The sequence below is a fragment of the Robertmurraya massiliosenegalensis JC6 genome (assembly GCF_000311725.1).
Classification (GTDB): Bacteria; Bacillota; Bacilli; order Bacillales; family Cytobacillaceae; genus Robertmurraya; species Robertmurraya massiliosenegalensis.
The window spans coordinates 1,001,873-1,019,847 of sequence record NZ_HE978511.1; the positions used below are offsets into that span (position 1 = coordinate 1,001,873).

Genomic DNA, 17,975 nt, shown 5'->3' on the forward strand with positions numbered 1-17,975 from the left:
ATCCCATAGCTTTGCTTCTATTTCACCGCTTTGATCCTGCAAAATGAGGGTTAAGAAAGGCTTTCCATTGCTAGCAGTACCTTTTACAGAACTTTTAATTAGCAAAAACTTTTCCACTTGCTCCCCAACATCGTGCTGCAAAATACCTTTACTCATATGAACAGACGCCCCTTTCTATGAAACTATTATATCATACGTGTACGAGTTTCTTTCGCTAAACTATTGAATTGAGATCGTTCTAGTATCACTTACAAGCTTGTCCATTTTCAGGATTTCCTTTTCGTGAAAATAATTAAGCAAATGCTGATGGCATGTGAAAAAGAGAATTTGATTATTTCTCATCCCTTTTACCAACTCAATTATTTTCGATGTCCGAACATGGTCAAAATTAACAAAGCTGTCATCAATCATGATTGGAAAAGGATATTTTTCATATATTGTCGTTGCGAGTGCAAGACGTAAAGAAACATACACCTGCTCTGTCGTTGCCTGACTTAATTCATTCGCTTCGAAGAGGATATGATCCTTCCTCTCAATCAGAAAGCCATTTCCTTCCGGTTTAGGAAGAATTCTTAAATAATTCTCTTCCGTTAAAAAAGACAGATATTGCTCTGCTTTTTTCAACATTGTTGGAAGTCGTTCCTCTTTAAAGCGGTTGACCGTCTTTTGCAACATTTCTTTTGCAACTATGAACTTGGCCCAACCCTTTGCTTCTTCATCTAGCGCAGATTGCAGTTGTTTATATTTATGAAGAAGTTCACCATAAACCCCACCGTCCTCAAGCAATGAAATTTGATGTTTTACTTCTGCCAAGGACTGTTGAAGCCCTTGATTCTCTTCTTCTAAGTGCTGTACTCGCGAAATCGTCTCTTCCCGTTCGAGTGCAGGTTCAATCAATTTCATTTCTTCTATCTTTAATGAAGATAACTGAAGATGCCTTAATAGCTCTTCAATCTTTAAAGCTATTTGCTGGCTCTTTTCAACATCCTTGCCCTTAAGACGATACTCTTCTTCAGATGTGACTTGGGCCACCTCAAATAAAGCCACCTTCTCCATATTGAGATGGTCGTATTCTCTTTTCACATTCTCCAGTTGCTCAATTAATTCCTGAAGCTTTTCCTTCATCGCTTCATGTTTTTGCTTTTTGACCATTTCCTTTCTTAGCTTTTCTTTTAACAAAAAGGCTTGCTCATCCGTAGAACATGCCATATCTGAAAGAAAGAGTTTAGTTAATTTCTCTAGGCTTTCTTCAAAACTTTTCACACTTGTTTCTTTATTCACGAATTGGGTGAGAATATCTCGTTCTTCCCGCTTAAGTTCCTTTACCTTTGAAATTAAAAGAAATGCCTCATGTACATGATTTAAAGCTAAATCCTCTGGAAGAAAAAGTTCTTTCCCTAGTTGTCGTAATAACCTTCCATGTTCCTTCACTTCTTGCTCCCAATTCTCATATGCTTGTAATACTTTTTCATATTGAGCATTCTGTTGTTCCCATTTAATTTGCATGATGGTCAGTTGATCCCTTAAAGCCTGATCCCGTTTTAATTGCTCTGTGACGAGGGTAATCTCAGCTGAAGAATAACCACTTAATTCGTTTTGAAGTATAGCTTCTTCTTCCTTTAAAGAATGCAGCTCCACATCCATCTCTTTTGGATCGTTCTTTTTGCGAAAGAACAGCATATAAGCAGAAAAACAAACACCAACAGCTCCGATTATCGTTAGACCCCATTGGTCTTGGAGCAATCCCCAAATCATGAGCATCACAAAGAGGGATCCAAGAAAAAGAAATTGTAATCGATTGTACTGAAGCTGTTCCTTCTCTTTTTTTACATTTAAGTTTAAAAGATGAATTTTGTCTCCTATGCTATGAAGCTCTCTTTCTAGTACATCCTTTCGTTTCCATCTTTGTACCTTCTGCTCGTTCTCCTCGCGAATTCCCTCAGGTAATAATTCCTCTTGAAGCTGACCGATCTGATGCTCAAGCCTTTCCATCTCCTCTTGCTCTTTTAAGAATTGTTCATCAAGTTCTTGTTTTCGTTCTTGAAGGCGGCCTTGTTTTTTTTCAGCACTTGCCGTTTTCTCCTTCATGAATATGCTTGTGTTCACTTGACTTAATTGTTCTTCATCAAGTGAAAGATGGAGCATCGATTCTAATTCTTCTATTTTTTCAGTAGTCTGTGTTCGCTTTCCTTGCCATTGCTCCATTTCTTCCTTCATCTGATGATACAATGTCATCTGTTCAAGCACTTTTTGTATCTCTACCTCGTTTTCAAGTAGCTGTCGATTAGGCTCATGGAGGAGCAATTCTTCTTCCACTTTCATTTTACGGTCTCTCAGAGACTTCATTTGCCCTTCTAATGGAATTAACAGCTGTTGTACTTGATTAAGCCGTGAAAGGCCGTCAGTTGGAAAAGAACCGCCATCAAACTCTTCTAATTGTCTTTGCAAGAGCTCTCTTTCTTTGACGATCGGTAAAAGCTTTTCCCATTCTTCTAATTCTTGCATCTTCTTCTGAAGCTTGTACATCTCTTTTTGATTTGCTTGAATGCTTTCCTCAAGCTGCTCCCTTTGCTTTAGAAGCTCTCCGTATTGTCCATTTTCTTGTTCTGCCCTTTTAAGCTCTTGATGAACTTCCTTTATTTCCTTTACTTTTTCATTAATCGATGGCTTCTTTCCATTCGGTTTGAAGCGACGCTCAACCTCTTTAAGGAGTTCAGCCTCTGCAGTTAATAAACGCTCTGTTCCAACTGTACCAGTCGAAAATAGAAATCTACCTAAATCCTCTCCCTTTAGTTGATGGATATTTTGTAGACCATGTATGTTAAAAGAAAAGATCGACTGATATAAACCTTTGTCCATCTGAGATAAAAGCTCTTTCAGCTTTTCCTCTCCTCCTGTTGTTCCATCTGCCAATACGACCGTTACATCACCAATAGCCTTTCCCTTTACCCGTTCAATCGTCACGTTGCCTTCTTCAAGCTCGAGTACCAATTGTCCACCATATTTAGAGCCTTTTTTCGGCTCATAGCGTAGTTCATTTTGCTGTTTTGTTGGAAAGCCAAATAATACACTGTGAACAAAGGACATTATCGTTGATTTTCCGGCTTCATTTTCCCCATAAAACACTGTTAAATCTTGAAGATCAACGACGCTGGTATTTTCTAATTTCCCATAGCCATATATATGTAGTTCTTTGATTTTCACATCTTACACCTCCTTCACTGCTTAAGTAGCTTTTCCATTAAAAGAATTTCTGCATCGGCAATGATTTCTTCCATGTCACTTTCAGATAAAACGGATAAATACTTCCTGGCAAGATGATGTTTATAAAGTAAAGCTGTGGCTTCTTCTATTTCTGTAAAACTTTCAATCGTTTTAAATAGTTCTCCATAAAAATCCGATTCCTTTGCTAACTCTTTACGATTCCAAGATACTTGTTCCTCAGCCAAAAAACGAATAACCCACACAAATGATTCCTCATCCTTTTCCCCTTCTTGCAGTACATCCAATAAGTCTTCCAGCAAATTAGAATCAAGTGTATTTAGATTGGTCAATTTTATTGTTGTAAGAACACCCCGTCCTTCCATTCTCGCCCCATCCATTTTCTCAACACATATACGATATAATGAATCAAAATCGGAAATATCACTGGCATCGATTTCAAGTTCCATCCAAATAATTTCACTCGTTTCAATGAAGTCTAGTTTTACATCCGATTCCTTCAGTTCAACCACATAACACCCTTTCATGCCTTGCTCGTTCTTATGTCTGCCTTGAATGTTTCCCGGATAGATAATCGGTGGTTCTTCATGAAGAATCGTTCTCTGGTGAATATGCCCTAATGCCCAGTAATGAAAATTCTTTACGAGTAATTCCTTCACCTCGAAAGGGGCATAATTACCATGATTAGCCCCGCCCTCTATGTTCCCATGGAGAATTCCAATATGAAAGTCGGCTCCTTCTTCTCGCTTGTAATTTTGAATTTTTCTTTCATACACATGTCTTTCTGGATAGCTGAAACCGTACAAATGAACCTTTGTTCCATTTTTTGCGGTAAAAACTTTTGTTTTGACATCCTCACCAAAAATATGAACATGACTAGGAAGTTCTATTTTCGTCCAGTTTCCTCCTAGATGATCATGGTTTCCATGAACAATAAAAACCTCCATTTTCTCTTTCTGTAATCGTTCTAACTGTTTTCGTAAAAACACTTGAGCTCTTACACTTCGATCTTCAAGATCGAATAAATCTCCAGCTAAAATGACAAAGTCAACTTGATGTTCAATAGCAGCACTTATTAAATGCTCAACCGCTCTAAAAGTACTTTCCAGTATTCTTTTAAAAATAGCGTTCGGTAATGCCTGCAATCCAAGCATCGGACTATCGATATGTAAATCTGCTCCGTGGATAAACTTCACATTTTTCATATTCATTCCCCACTCATACTTTTCCTTTATTTTACCACAAAAGCGAATATACGTTCTAGTGCAAGACATATAAAAAAGCAGACCCATAAATGAGCCTGCTTGAAAGTTCGAATGAATTAAGCTTTGTTAACGTTAGCAGCTTGAGGTCCACGAGCACCTTGTTCTACGTCAAAAGTTACTGCTTGACCTTCTTCAAGAGTTTTGAAACCTTCGCCTTGGATAGCTGAGAAATGAACGAATACATCTTCTCCGCCTTCGCGCTCGATAAATCCGAAACCTTTTTCTGCGTTAAACCATTTTACTTTACCATTTTCCATGTATGTTGCCTCCTATGTGCGTTAAGCGCACAAATGTATTACTATTCTTGCTCTTCCAGGCGAAAATATATAATTCTTCCCTTAATTTCTGAACAAAAATAATTCTTACTTAGAATAACAGAATAAAATGGAAAACGCAAGTAAACTTACATATTCCCATAAAATAACTTTTAATTTTTATCTGACTTTGTTAACTGTAACGCCTTTTTAATGTCTTTAAAGGAGCTTGTTTTTCCGTACAATAATACTCCGCCTTTGTATACCCTTGCACCAAATATAGCTAACACGATAATGGAAACAAGTAAGATCACAATCCCAAGAATCGGTTCCCATGCTGGTAGAGTTAACATCCCAACACGCATGAACATAAGCATTGGCGTGAAGAACGGAATATAACTCGTTGCAGTGACAAATGACGCATCCGGCTTTCCAAGACCAAACATAGCAATCATAAACCCTGCAACAACGAGTAATGTCATAGGTGTAATCATCTGTTGAATGTCTTCAATTCTGCTGACAAGCGATCCTAAAAATGCCGCTAAAGTGGCATATAAGAAATACCCGAGAATAAAGAAGATAAAGGCATAGATGATCGTTGACACTGGAACATCACCGAAGCCAAATGCGTCAAAGAAGCCACCTTCCATTGAATCAAGATTTTGCTTAATAGAGAAATATCCGACTCCTAAAAGCAAAGCCATCTGAGTTAAGCTTAATAATCCGATCCCAAGAATTTTCGCAAACATTTGCTTAATCGGGGATACACTTGAAATTAAAATCTCCATCACACGAGAAGACTTCTCTGTCGCTACTTCCATTGCAATCATATTCGCATACATTATGACGGCAAAATAAATGACAAACAACAGTACATAAACAAGTCCTCTTGCTTGATTTAATTCTTCTTCTGTTTTCGCATTTTCCGCTAGTGCCACTCTTTCCATCGGAACAGGCTCATAAAGGGCTGCAAGTTGTTCCTGCGATAAATTAATCTGATTTGCTGCCATTTGCGTTTTGATTTGCTGTAATCCTGATTGCAATGCGGAAGAAGAATTCGTATCAGAGATACTCATTGACTTATATGTCGCTACTGGTAAACTGCCTTCGTCAAATTCTAATACTAGTAACCCACTATACTCTCCTTCCTCAACCGCTTTTTCACCATCTGCAAGTTCTTTATCATATTGTTCTAAAATAATTTCACTATCCATGACGTTTAACTGTTCTTGAAGTGGTTCTAACAGTTGATTGGTTTCATCCATTACAGCAATTTTTTCTTGGGCATCCTTATTAAAAAACTCAATAATATTAGTCATATTTGAGAGACCGACGACAATCGCTAATGTCAATATCGTCGTCACAACAAAGGACTTCGTTTTTACCTTACTCATATATGTGTGTGATAAGATAATCCAGAAATTATTCATAAGAAGCACCTACCTTCTCAATAAAAATATCATTCAAAGAAGGCTCTTCCAGCACAAATCTTCGAACAAACCCTTTTCCGACAATATCCTTTAAAATCTTTTCTGCCACGTATTCACCTTCAATTTGCAAATGAACCCCTTCTGGTGTTCGTTTAACTTTCGTAACACCCGAATAGTTCTCAAAGCCCATCAAATCAAAGTCAGCATGAATGACTAAATTTTTCTTACCAAAAGCCCTTTTAATCTCTTTTAGGGAACCATGAACGACCGGACGCCCTCGATGCATAATACATAGATGCTCACACATCTCCTCAACATGCTCCATACGGTGACTTGAAAAAACGATCGTCGTTCCCTGTTCCTTAATTTCAAGGACGGCTTCTTTTAACTGCTCAACATTAACCGGATCCAGTCCACTAAAAGGCTCATCGAGAATAAGCAACTTCGGTTTATGTAAAACAGCGGCAATAAATTGGATTTTTTGTTGATTTCCTTTTGATAGTTCCTCCACACGCTTATCTAGATATTCAGGTACCTTAAAACGTGTTAACCACTTCTTTAATTCCTCTAATGCTTCTTCCTTATTCATTCCTCTGAGTCTAGCCAGATAGACCAATTGATCCTTTACTTTTAATTTCGGGTAAAGGCCACGCTCTTCAGGTAAATAGCCAATAATTGGGCTTGTTTCATAATTAATTGGCTTTTCATTCCATGTAACCTTTCCTTCACTTGATTCTAAAAGTCCTAATATCATTCTGAAGGTCGTTGTTTTCCCTGCACCATTGGCACCTAGGAAACCAAACATTTCCTTCTCCGGAATCGCAATTGAGAGATTATCGACGGCCGTAAAACTTCCAAATCGCTTTGAGACATTTTCTAATTTTAAAACCATTTTGCTACCTCCTCTTCTCACTTAGTGTATACGATATAAGAGGAAAAAAGGTTCATTTTCTCTCACTTTTTCTTTTTGCAATATTTTTATTATTATGTGAAAATAAAGTAGTAAAAACGCTATCAAAAGGTTTTACATCACTATTTTTATGAATCGAGGGGAATCTTGAACATGAAAATCTATAAATTGACGGCATTTGAAACAAATGGGGAGAAAATTTTAGACGAAGCATTCGAAGCAAAAACGGATGAAGAAGCAAAGCAAATCGGAGAAAAGATGTTAAGTGAAAAAGGAGCACTTGAAAAAACACATCGTTGCACTTCTCCAAGCGGACAATTGTTATTGTTTCATATGTAGAATAAATCCAATCAAGTGTTTTTAGCATATAAATTTTAATTAGAAAAAGGATAGGGGAACAGAGATTTCCACCGTTTTCCTATCCTTCTTTTTTATACTACGCCTTAAGCCTTCATTATTTTTACTTACCATGTACTAAAAATTATCAGCCTTCCCTTAATTCTAGCATCACTTCTTTTAATACCCCTAAACCTTCGAGAAGTTGCTCATCTGTAATGACAAGAGGGCTTAAAATACGAATGATATTGCCATATAAGCCAGCGCTCATTAAGATTAATCCTCGCTGGTGGGCATTCTGAAGAATTTTCCCTGTGAGCTCCTTATTTGGTTCTTTCCCACTCCGATTCTTCACAATTTCAATCGAGGTCATCGCTCCTAAAGTTCGAACTTCACCAATGAACGGAATATCATCCCGAATCTCCTGGAAAAATCGGATTATCGTCTCCCCTATTTTATTCGCTCTCTCTGGAAGATTCTCTTTTTCCATCATTTTAATCACCTCAAGGGCAGCCACACAGCCAAGGGGACTTCCGCCATATGTTCCACCTATCTCACCACTTAAGGGGGCGTCCATTATCTCTGCTTTCCCCGTCACAGCGCTAATCGGGAGACCTGCGGCAATTGATTTGGACATCGTCATTAAGTCTGGGATGACTTCAAAATGCTCCATCGCAAACATTTTCCCCGTTCTTCCAAATCCAGTCTGAACCTCATCGGCGATAAAAAGAATGCCATATTCTTCACAGATTTGTTTCACTTTTTGAATAAAATTTTTCGAAGGGATGACAAATCCACCTTCTCCTTGAACCGGTTCCATAATCACCGCAGCGACTTCTTCAGCTGGTACCTCACTTAAGAAAAAAGTCTGAAATTGCTTGAGGATTTGTTCATCAACTTCATCCATCGTCATCCCTTCTGGTGCACGATAGTAATAGGGATAAGGCATTTTATAGGTATCTGGTGCAAATGGTCCGAAACCATTTTTGTACGGCTTAACTTTACTTGTTAAAGACATGGCCATATATGTTCTACCATGGAAGCCTCGTTCAAAGGAAATGATCGCTCTTCTACCCGTGTACTTTCGAGCTATTTTAATGGCATTTTCAACTGCTTCTGCTCCACTACTGAGAAAAAAAGTCTTTTTCTTATGCGCTCCTGGAGTAATCTCATTTAATTTCTCTGCTAACTCAATATAAGGTTCATACATCATGACATGGAAGCAAGGATGTAAATATTTCTCGATTTGCGTTTTTAACGCTTCTACAACCGTTGGTGGACAATGCCCTGCGTTTAATGAACCAATCGCCCCGCCAAAATCGATCAATGTATTCCCATCGACATCCGTGACTAGAGCTTCTTCTCCTTTTGCAATAAAAGATGGCACCGTATTAAAAGGACCTCGCGGGACATGTTCTCCTCTTCTTTTCAGTAACTCTGTCGCTTTTGGTCCTGGAATGGCCGTTACTAAATTAATTGATTCTGTTTTCATGGGCATAAATAATCCTCCTTATCTATTATTCTGCTACATTCGAATGATCGATTTCACACCATTCGAGTAACGTTAAGGCGATAATTTCTGCTGCGACAAATACTTTATCGAGTTCAATATATTCATTTGAAAAGTGAGCCATCTCTGTCACACCAGGACCAAAGACAATGGTCGGCGTATCCGCTACATTCGTTAACAGACCGCCATCTGTCCCCCACGGAGATGCCTCAATAACAGGCGGCTGTTCTACTACATCTTCAAACTTAGCAACGAGAATCTTCATCAAATCATGTTCTTGGTCAATCGCACCTGGCAGCCACTGTGCCCCAAACCATTCTAATTTTGGTGGATATTGTTCAAACCATGTGTCAAGATTCTTTAAATCTTGCAGCCACCTTGCCATTTCCGCTTTTGCTTCGTCCATCGTTTCCTCAGGTGAAACACCCATCCGTCCTTCAATTTGTACTAAATCAGCGACAGATGACGGCCAATCTCCACCTGAAATTTTCCCTATATTAATCGGGAAGGGAATCGGAATTGATTCATAAAGAGGATCGGTCACCCGTTCATTACGAATTTTTTCAAGTTGTGAAATATGTTGAACAACCGTCATGCTTTTTTCTATCGCACTCACTCCTTCATAACGAGTCCCTCCATGAGCTGATTGACCTTTAATCGCAATTCGAAACCACATAGAACCTTGTTGCTTCGGAAATACCTTCAAGTTTGTAGGTTCAGGAATAAGAGCAGCGTCCGCTTGATAGCCTCGTAAAATTGTCGCTAATGTACCCGCACCACCACTTTCCTCTTCAATGACGCTTTCGAACAACACATCTCCTTTTAATCGAAATCCTAATGCTTGAATCGCTTGAATGGCCAAGAGAAGAGAGACATTGCCACCCTTCATATCGGTCGTACCACGTCCATACATTTTTCCTTCCTTAATTCTCCCGCTGTAAGGGTCATCTTTCCACTTGTGCAAATCCCCTTCAGGAACGACATCTACATGTCCATTAAGAATAATCGAACGCCCTCCCCCTGTACCTTTTAAGATGCCAACGACATTAGGACTACCTGAAAATTCCCTTCTTGGTGATGTGAAAAATGGATGATTCACCAATTCCTTGAAATCAGGATCCCAAACATCTACCTCAAGCCCCATCCGATATAGCTCCTTCATCACCAGCTCTTGCACATCTCTTTCATTTCCTTGTGTACTATTTGCTTGCACGAATTGTCGCAAAAGAGCAATGCCTCTTTCGTGATTATCCGCAAGCCATTTCTTCAACTGCTCCTTATTCGCTGTCCTCATCTTTCTCCTCCTTCCTAATTAATCTCGCTCCTGTTTTTTCTCTCACATCTTTTTCTGTAAAGGATTCCATCACTTCCTTTAAAACCAAGCCTTCTTCTGTCACTTCCATTACCGCCATATCAGTAATGATGATGTCTACACATCTTCTTGCCGTTAAAGGTAACGTACATTCTTGTAAAATCTTCGGTTCTCCAAGTTTATTGACATGGCTCATTAAAACAATCACTTTTTTTGCTTTCTCAGCCAATTCCATCCCACCGCCGATCCCAGGAACTTTTTTCCCTGGGATGACCCAATTGGCTAAATCCCCCTTCTCACTGACCTCAAGTCCACCTAAAATGGTGACATCTAAATACCCTCCACGAATCATGGCAAACGCGGCAGCACTGTCAAAATAAGATGCACCTGGAATAATCGTGACAGGGAACCCACCAGCATTACAAAGCATCCCGTCCTCTTCCCCTTTTATAGGTGAAGGTCCCATCCCTAGAACGCCATTCTCAGCATGAAATAAGACGTCCATCTCTGGTGGGAGAAAATTAGGCACAAGAGAAGGAATCCCGATCCCTAAGTTAACGATCATCCCATCTTTTATTTCTTTTGCTGCACGACGGGCAATTCGATAGCGCACTTCTATTCCCATGCCCATTTCCAATCAACCCCTTTGCTTTGTACAATGTAATCAACGTAGATGCCTGGCGAAATAATACATTCGGGATCCAGTTCACCTGGGGCTACAATTTCATCGACCTCTGCAATTGTGATTTGCCCCGCTGTTGCGACTAGTGGATTGGTGTTTCTAGCACTTTTGTCATAGACAAGATTTCCGAAAGTGTCGGCTTTTTTGGCATGGACAATCGCCACATCCGCTCGAAGAGGCCTCTCAATTAAGTATGTTTTTCCATCAATTTCTATCTTTTCTTTTCCATTGTCGATCATGCTCCCAATTCCAATATCAGAAAGAATCCCTCCAAGTCCCGCACCACCAGCCCGTATTCTCTCCGCTAATATCCCTTGAGGACAAAACTCCACCTCCATCTTTCCTTCAACCATTAGTTTCCCTGCACACGGATTAGAGCCTATATGGGTTGTAATTATTTTTTTTACACGTTCAGCACTCACCAATCGCCCAATCCCAATCTCAGGAAAACCAGCATCATTTCCAATTAGGGTTAAATCTTTAACCCCCTTTTCAAGAATTCCATTAATTAATGAAGGCGGATTGCCCACTCCGCCAAAACCGCCAAACATTAAGACACAACCATCATTTATAAAAGATAACGCATGTACCAACGTCGTCACCTTTGACTTCTTTCTTACTCCCTGTTCCATATCACCCCTCCATTCCTTTAACTGATTGAATCGTATCTGTCATCAAGTGAGAAACCATTTTGAATATCGTCCAAAGTCTCTTTAAAAATCCGCACTAATTGATCAATCTCTTGCTTATTAATGGTCAGCGGTGGCGAGATAATGATAGCGTCCCCTGCTCCTCCTTCTATCCCCGCTGAAGCTGGATAGATTAATAGCCCCTTATCCCTTGCTAACGTGACAATCGCATTCGTTAAATCCAGATCCTTACGAAAAGGAAATTTACTAAAATAGTTCTTTACAAATTCAACGCCAATCATTAAGCCCTTTCCTCGTACATCGCCTATAATGGGAATATGTTGGGCTATTTTTTGCAGTTCTTTTAGAAGGTACGCCCCATTTTCTTCTGCTTTTGCCACTAGATTATGCTTTTCGATATACTCTAGAACGGCTAAAGATATAGCTGCTGATTGTGGATTGGCACTATATGTGTGACCACTCATAATGACCTTTGAACCTTGGCGAATCGGTTCCATTACTTTTTCACTGACAAGTGTAGCCGCAATCGGGGTATACCCAGCGCTCATCCCTTTTCCTAATGTGATGATGTCTGGCTGCACTCCCCAATGTTCCATCGCCAACATTTTTCCAGTCCGTCCGATTCCTGTCATGACTTCATCGGCAATAAATAGAATGCTATATTTGTCACAGATTTCTTTAATGCTCTCGTAGTATCCATCAGGGGGAATAATGACAGCTCCAGCCGCCCCAATAATTGGTTCTGCTATAAATGCTGCTATATGCTCCGCCCCGGTCCTTTGAATCGCCGTTTCAAGCTCTGTGGCACATTTTAACTGACAGCTTGGATACGACTCATGGAAAGGACATCGATAACAATAAGGGGCTGGTATCGTTGGTAAATCATCTAGAAGGGAAACGAATCTTCTTCTCCGTTCTGAATGCCCTGATAGAGATAATGCTCCCATCGTGATCCCATGATAACTAGTCCATCTAGAAATCACTTTATTCTTCGCCTGCTTTCCTTGCTCTTGCCAATACTGAATCGCAATTTTCATCGCTGTTTCTGTTGCCTCAGAACCACTGTTAACAAAAAAGGAGCAATACCCTCCATCTTTAATAAATTTGATATCACTCAGTTTTTTAGCTAACATTTCCGCCTCTTCAGTTGTAAATTGTGAACGATAGACAAATGAAATTTTCCTTGCCTGTTTAATCATTGCTTCAATTATTTCAGGAACGGCATGACCAATACTTGCCGTTACAGCGCCTGAAGAACCATCAATATATTGCTTATTGTCATCATCGTAAATATAAATTCCTTTTCCATACACGGCTGTAGGATAATGACCATCTAATAATGGCTTAATTAAATATGACTTATTCATAACTATACTCGCCTCCTACGGGGAGTTTGTAATTTTCATTTAATTCTGATAATAATAGTTTATTTTAAGAAATGACGAATGGATATACGCCAAACTAATGAAAATTAGTGGTCGTTTATTATACAATATGTATAAGTACTTCCATTAAATGTTAGATTGGTGGGTTGCAATCAATGAGCATAAGTGTACATGAAGCCATTTCTCTTCCTGCGATGAAAGATGCCAAAATAAGGGGCGGAAAAAATGGCCTTGATAATCCAATAAAATGGGTAACAATTGTTGAAGTGATCGAAGACATTAATCGGTTTCAAGAAGGAGAATTTTTAATTACGACAGGCTATGGTTTAAACGAACACAGTTCTCATTTTCAGAGATTACTAGCGATGAACCAGCTCTCAGGGGTCGCCATCTACAGCGGTTTTTATCTCCAAGAAATTCCACAGGTCTTTATTGAAATCGCCAATCAGCACCAATTACCACTTATTGAGCTGCCAACACATCTTAATTTTTCAACTGTCACCAAAAGCATCCTCCAACAAATCTTAAATAAACAAATGGAATTATTAAAAGAAGAGGCAGTAAAGCAAACTCAAATTCGATTACGAGGGGAATTTTTAGAAGAAATCATTAATCGAAGCTTTCAATCCTCTTCGATCATCATCGAAAGAGGGAAAACGCTCGGATACAATCTCTCTCTCCATCACGCTGTCCTGCATATTAAATTGGATCAATATACGGACAATGAGCTTTTTAAACGTTATGTTGAAGTCCTTTATAACGACACTTTTTCCTATATGGATAGAGCGAATAGACAATTTCTGCTCCGGACGAGATTAGATGGACTGATCATCCTTACCCAAATCAAGGCAGATAAAGATGGAAGCTATAAACATGATAGTCTAAAGCTAACGAAGAATTTACTTGAAAACTGGAAACGCCGACATCCTCATATTCCTATCACGATCGGGGTTGGAAAACCTTATAAGAATGTTAATCAATTAAGTGATAGTGCCAACGAGGCCAAGTATGCAGTCGATTTATCTGGTCTTTTATTATCGAAAAAGGAAATCATTCATTATGACGATCTCGCAACCTTTCACTTATTGCTACAAATGAAAGAACTCGGGATCAGCTTAGAGGATTTTTACAAGGAGAAAATTGGTAAATTATTAAACCGAAGTAAACAAGGAATTGATTACATTCAAACATTAGACATGTACTTCAAATATAATCTTAATCTACAAACAACAGCAGCTCATCTTTATATCCATCGCCATACGTTAAAATACCGCCTTCAGCAAATAGAGAATCGAAGCGGGTATGATTTAAGTTCTGCTGATGAACGGTTGACCCTTCAACTAGCACTTGCCGCCTATAAACTTGAACAATATTATAATCCGTAAAAATAGGTCAGGAATAGATTAATAAGCTTCTATTCCTGACCTATAAAGTAATTATTCCCCTGTAAAATTCGGTTTTCTTTTTTCTATAAAAGCGGCGATTCCTTCTTGATGATCCTTCGTTTGTCTCATTGCATACTGTCCGTTTTTCTCTAACTCTAATAGTTTTAGAAGCTGGGGGCGATTTTTTTCTGCGAGAATCTTTTTCGTTTTAATCATTGCTTTTATTGGCTTGGATAACCAATCGTCGATTCTTGCCTGAAGTGCTTCCTTATAATTAGGTGCAACCTCATGGATCAAATTCAGTTTTATCGCTTCTTCAGCAGTTAGTACCTTCCCTTCCCAAATAAGCTGTTTCGCTTTATTCTCGCCCATTCTTTTTTCGAGGAAGAAATGTGCTCCACCATCTGGGATAAGACCAATTCCGATAAAATTCATAGCAAGCTTGCTCTTTTCATCAGCAATTATGTGATCAGTGGCTAAGGCAAGGCTAAATCCTAATCCAGCAGCTGCTCCAGAAATAGCACTGATGGTCAACATTGGTAAACTATGAATCGTGACAACCAATTCACTAATATTGTCCATCAGGAAGAAGAAATCGTTTTCATCTCCTTCCAAATTAAGCATCGTTTTGATGTCTCCTCCAGAAGAAAATGCCCGTTCATCTCCTGTAAAAACGACAATATCAATCTCATCCGATTTACTAATTTCCTTCAGATTACTGGTCAATTCCTTAATCATTTCTACGTTTATCGCATTTAGGCTTTGAGGACGATTAAATTGAATCGTGGCTACTCGTCCTTCCACATTCACATTTAACGTATTGGTCAGAAACCCTGTTGTCATTTCCATTCCCCCCTCCGATAGTTCCTCATCTCCATTATAAAGGCAATATAAAGAAAGGATAAGTATTTTTTACATTATTTTAAAATTACTTAATTTTCTATTAAAAAAAGACTCTTTTTATACGAAAATGGATTCTTATCTATTGCGGTGTCAGAAAAGACATGGGGTTTCGTAAACATTGTTGCTAGGGGAATAAAGCCCTATTATTACTCGTTAAATTTGGTTCAAGTAAACGCAAAGTGCCGCGCAAAAATAATATGTGTTCTAAAACCTCATTTGAGGGGTAAATGTCGGCCTGTGATTTTTTCGTAGAAAAAAATTTGGACATTTACGAAAAAACCACAACCATTACGAAAACAGCGTAAATAAGCTAACCTTTTTTTGATCCGTTACTTCAACTTTTCACTCACGACAAATCATAAAAATCTGTTAAGTTATTCCTATTATCCTACTCTGAACGTTTTTCAAATTTACGAACATAGCTCCTACAAAATGTAGGAAGCTTCCGGTTTGTCTCATTCGATCCAACCATCTCTCACCCTTAAGCGGAATTTTTCCTGTTATCTCCTCGATGGACTCCCTTTTAGGAGAAATAACGGAAGATTTTCCGCTTATGGAGAGCAAAATCGTTTATTTTGGCATTTTTTGAAGGAATAGCAGGAATTTTTCCTGTTATTTTGGCTCTTTTTCATGATGCTTGCTCATTAAGCGGAATTTCTCCTGTTATTTTTTCATGCCGATACGCCAACTGTTTTATGCGAAAACGTTATCCACAAGTCGAGGGAATTTATCCTAGACAATAAAAAAAAGAGAAGCCAGATTTGGCTTCCCCAATCTCAATTCTTTTGTAATTCCTCTTGAACTTTATCTCGTAAAGCACGTTTGAGAAATTTACCGACAGATGTTTTTGGAATTTCATCTAAAAATAAGACATCATCTGGCAACCACCATTTGGCAAATTGCGGTTTAAGAAATTCTAACAGTTCTTCTTTTGTGACTTCAGAATTGTCCTTTAATACAACACAGGCAATAGGTCTTTCCTGCCATTGTTCATGTGGTACAGCTACAACAGCCGCTTCAAACACTGCTTCATGAGCCATTAATGCATTCTCTAGGTCAACAGAGGAAATCCATTCTCCGCCACTTTTAATTAAATCTTTTGTCCGATCGACAAGCTTGATAAAACCTTCCTCATCAACCGTAACAACATCACCCGTATAGAGCCAGCCGTCCGAAAAAGCTTCAGTGGTTCTTTCATCGTTATAGTACTCTGAAGCAATCCACGGGCCACGAAGTGCGAGTTCACCCATTTCTTGTCCATCCCAGGAAACTTCTCCGTTCTGCCCTACTACTTTCATTTCTAATCCAGGGACAAGTATTCCCTGCTTTGCTCGTATATTGAGTCTTTCCTCATAGGATAATTCTTCCTGATAACTTTTTAACGTGGAAATAACTGCAAGCGGACTTGTTTCTGTCATTCCGTATCCGTGCATAAATGGAATATTGTATTTTTGTTCAAACGCTCTAATCACCGATTTAGGAGCAGCAGAACCACCACATAGAACAGCTCTTAAGCTACTTATATCATATTCTTTTTGTTCTAGTTCTTTTAATAATCCTAGCCAAATCGTTGGTACTCCTGCAGAAAAAGTAACTTTTTGCTGTTCGATTAACTCTGCCAATATCTTTGGGGTAAAATATGGTCCAGGCATTACTAGCGTGGAGCCAAACCAAACTCCTGCAAACGGAAGCCCCCAAGCATTAGCATGGAACATTGGGACAATCGCCATTGCTACATCTCTCTCGCTTAATGAGGCACTATCGGCCATCCCCAGGGCCATACTGTGTAAAACTGTACTTCGGTGCGTATAGACGACACCTTTCGGATTTCCTGTTGTGGCAGATGTATAGCACATACCTGCCGGATCATTTTCATCGAGATCCTCTGGATACTCAAAATCATCACTTCCATTACGGATTAACTCTTCATAATCGTAAACAGGTGAAAGACTTGTCTCAGGTAGCTTCGCTTCGTCTGTCATGATGACAAATGCTTTTACAGTGGAGAGTTCACTTTGACATTTTTCAATTAATGGAACGATGTCCGCATCAATCAGTAGAATTTTATCTTCTGCATGATTAATAATATAGGAAATATGATGGGGTGCTAAGCGAATGTTGATCGTGTGGAGGACAGCTCCGCTACATGGTATCGCAAAATAGGCTTCCAAATGACGGTGAGTATTCCATGCAAGTGTACCAACCTTATCTCCTTTTTGAACACCCAGCTTTTGAAGGCTATCCGCTAATCTTCTCGTTCTTTCTGCCATTTCTTTATAGGTGAATTTGGCAATTCCTTTTGTGGTACGGGAGATAACCTGCTTTTTCGGAAAAAATTTCTCTGCTCTTTCAATCATTTGCGTCATCGTTAAGGGGGTTTGCATCATCACTTTTATCTTCCACCTTTCAAAATTAAAACGCTTACATTTAGTTGCTTGTAAATGTTTATGACTACCTTTTTAAAAGATTCTTCATTTTGGGAAGAAATCCTTTTTTTGTTTTATAGAGATTTTAAAATCTAAATATCCTACAGATCTTCTTAGTATAAGCAAGAAGCCTTTTTGCTAGATTCGTAAAGATTCCGCTGATTTCCGCTTCTAGGCGCTTTCTTTCCGGGGGCAGGCGGTGAACTTCCCTGGCCCTCCGCATGAGACACAATTCCTCTATTAAACTATTCAATTCTTGTCTCATGAACCTTCTATGTGACATACTTTCACCACAAACGGCTCAA

Annotated in this window: 14 protein-coding genes and 1 pseudogene; 2 read left to right on the forward strand and 13 right to left on the reverse strand. The window is 39.0% G+C overall.

Translation table 11 applies throughout. The features are described 5' to 3' along the window. The 6 genes and pseudogenes from BMSHG_RS28140 to BMSHG_RS05095 form a co-directional block, all read right to left on the reverse strand. A pseudogene (locus BMSHG_RS28140) lies at positions 1 to 156 on the reverse strand (3'-5' exonuclease); the annotation flags it as partial. Between the two features lie 63 nt (positions 157 to 219). Beyond that, the gene (locus BMSHG_RS25735) at positions 220 to 3,204 is read right to left on the reverse strand and encodes an ATP-binding protein (RefSeq protein ID WP_019153361.1); all 2,985 of its coding nucleotides are present in this window, start codon (positions 3,202 to 3,204) and stop codon (positions 220 to 222) included. Between the two features lie 14 nt (positions 3,205 to 3,218). Next, positions 3,219 to 4,514, reverse strand: a complete 1,296-nt coding sequence (locus BMSHG_RS05080; RefSeq protein ID WP_316245658.1) for a metallophosphoesterase family protein — start codon at positions 4,512 to 4,514, stop codon at positions 3,219 to 3,221. A 29-nt stretch (positions 4,515 to 4,543) separates the two neighbouring features. Next, positions 4,544 to 4,744 carry a cold-shock protein gene (locus BMSHG_RS05085; RefSeq protein WP_019153363.1) on the reverse strand — a complete coding sequence of 67 codons (201 nt, stop codon included), beginning with the start codon at positions 4,742 to 4,744 and terminating at the stop codon, positions 4,544 to 4,546. Positions 4,745 to 4,914: 170 nt separating this feature from the next. Continuing rightward, positions 4,915 to 6,171, reverse strand: a complete 1,257-nt coding sequence (locus BMSHG_RS05090; RefSeq protein WP_019153364.1) for an ABC transporter permease — start codon at positions 6,169 to 6,171, stop codon at positions 4,915 to 4,917. Beyond that, the gene (locus tag BMSHG_RS05095) at positions 6,164 to 7,063 is read right to left on the reverse strand and encodes an ABC transporter ATP-binding protein (RefSeq protein ID WP_019153365.1); all 900 of its coding nucleotides are present in this window, start codon (positions 7,061 to 7,063) and stop codon (positions 6,164 to 6,166) included. The genes BMSHG_RS05090 and BMSHG_RS05095 overlap by 8 nt, the downstream gene beginning before the upstream one ends. A gap of 171 nt (positions 7,064 to 7,234) precedes the next feature. On the opposite strand from BMSHG_RS05095, the gene BMSHG_RS05100 reads away from it, so the two are divergent. Beyond that, positions 7,235 to 7,420 (forward strand): YhzD family protein, encoded by a 186-nt coding sequence (locus tag BMSHG_RS05100; RefSeq protein ID WP_019153366.1) that lies wholly within the window; start codon positions 7,235 to 7,237, stop codon positions 7,418 to 7,420. 145 nt (positions 7,421 to 7,565) lie between these two features. Here the strand turns inward: BMSHG_RS05100 and gabT are convergent, their stop codons facing one another. Genes gabT through BMSHG_RS05125 form a run of 5 tightly spaced genes read right to left on the reverse strand, consistent with a single transcriptional unit; the run spans position 7,566 to position 12,938 of the window. After that, on the reverse strand, positions 7,566 to 8,915 hold the full coding sequence (gene gabT, locus BMSHG_RS05105; RefSeq protein ID WP_019153367.1) for a 4-aminobutyrate--2-oxoglutarate transaminase: 1,350 nt from the start codon (positions 8,913 to 8,915) through the stop codon (positions 7,566 to 7,568). Positions 8,916 to 8,934: 19 nt separating this feature from the next. Then, complete coding sequence (locus tag BMSHG_RS05110) at positions 8,935 to 10,221, reverse strand: peptidase (protein ID WP_019153368.1); 1,287 nt, start codon at positions 10,219 to 10,221, stop codon at positions 8,935 to 8,937. Then, positions 10,205 to 10,870 carry a 3-oxoacid CoA-transferase subunit B gene (locus BMSHG_RS05115; RefSeq protein ID WP_019153369.1) on the reverse strand — a complete coding sequence of 222 codons (666 nt, stop codon included), beginning with the start codon at positions 10,868 to 10,870 and terminating at the stop codon, positions 10,205 to 10,207. The genes BMSHG_RS05110 and BMSHG_RS05115 overlap by 17 nt, the downstream gene beginning before the upstream one ends. Further along, a complete protein-coding gene (locus BMSHG_RS05120; protein WP_019153370.1) occupies positions 10,855 to 11,553 on the reverse strand; it encodes a CoA transferase subunit A in 699 nt (232 codons plus the stop codon). Before BMSHG_RS05120 ends, BMSHG_RS05115 begins: the two co-directional genes overlap by 16 nt. A 17-nt stretch (positions 11,554 to 11,570) precedes the next feature. Beyond that, the gene (locus tag BMSHG_RS05125) at positions 11,571 to 12,938 is read right to left on the reverse strand and encodes an aspartate aminotransferase family protein (protein WP_019153371.1); all 1,368 of its coding nucleotides are present in this window, start codon (positions 12,936 to 12,938) and stop codon (positions 11,571 to 11,573) included. A 173-nt stretch (positions 12,939 to 13,111) separates the two neighbouring features. Between BMSHG_RS05125 and BMSHG_RS05130 the strand changes: the two genes are divergently transcribed. Next, positions 13,112 to 14,341, forward strand: coding sequence for a PucR family transcriptional regulator (locus tag BMSHG_RS05130; protein ID WP_019153372.1), 1,230 nt, complete (start codon positions 13,112 to 13,114; stop codon positions 14,339 to 14,341). Positions 14,342 to 14,392: 51 nt separating this feature from the next. Here BMSHG_RS05130 and BMSHG_RS05135 read toward each other — a convergent pair whose 3' ends face one another. Beyond that, positions 14,393 to 15,184 (reverse strand): enoyl-CoA hydratase, encoded by a 792-nt coding sequence (locus BMSHG_RS05135; RefSeq protein ID WP_019153373.1) that lies wholly within the window; start codon positions 15,182 to 15,184, stop codon positions 14,393 to 14,395. 836 nt (positions 15,185 to 16,020) lie between these two features. Beyond that, positions 16,021 to 17,631 (reverse strand): long-chain fatty acid--CoA ligase, encoded by a 1,611-nt coding sequence (locus BMSHG_RS05140; protein ID WP_034658550.1) that lies wholly within the window; start codon positions 17,629 to 17,631, stop codon positions 16,021 to 16,023. Between the last annotated feature and the right edge of the window lie 344 nt (positions 17,632 to 17,975).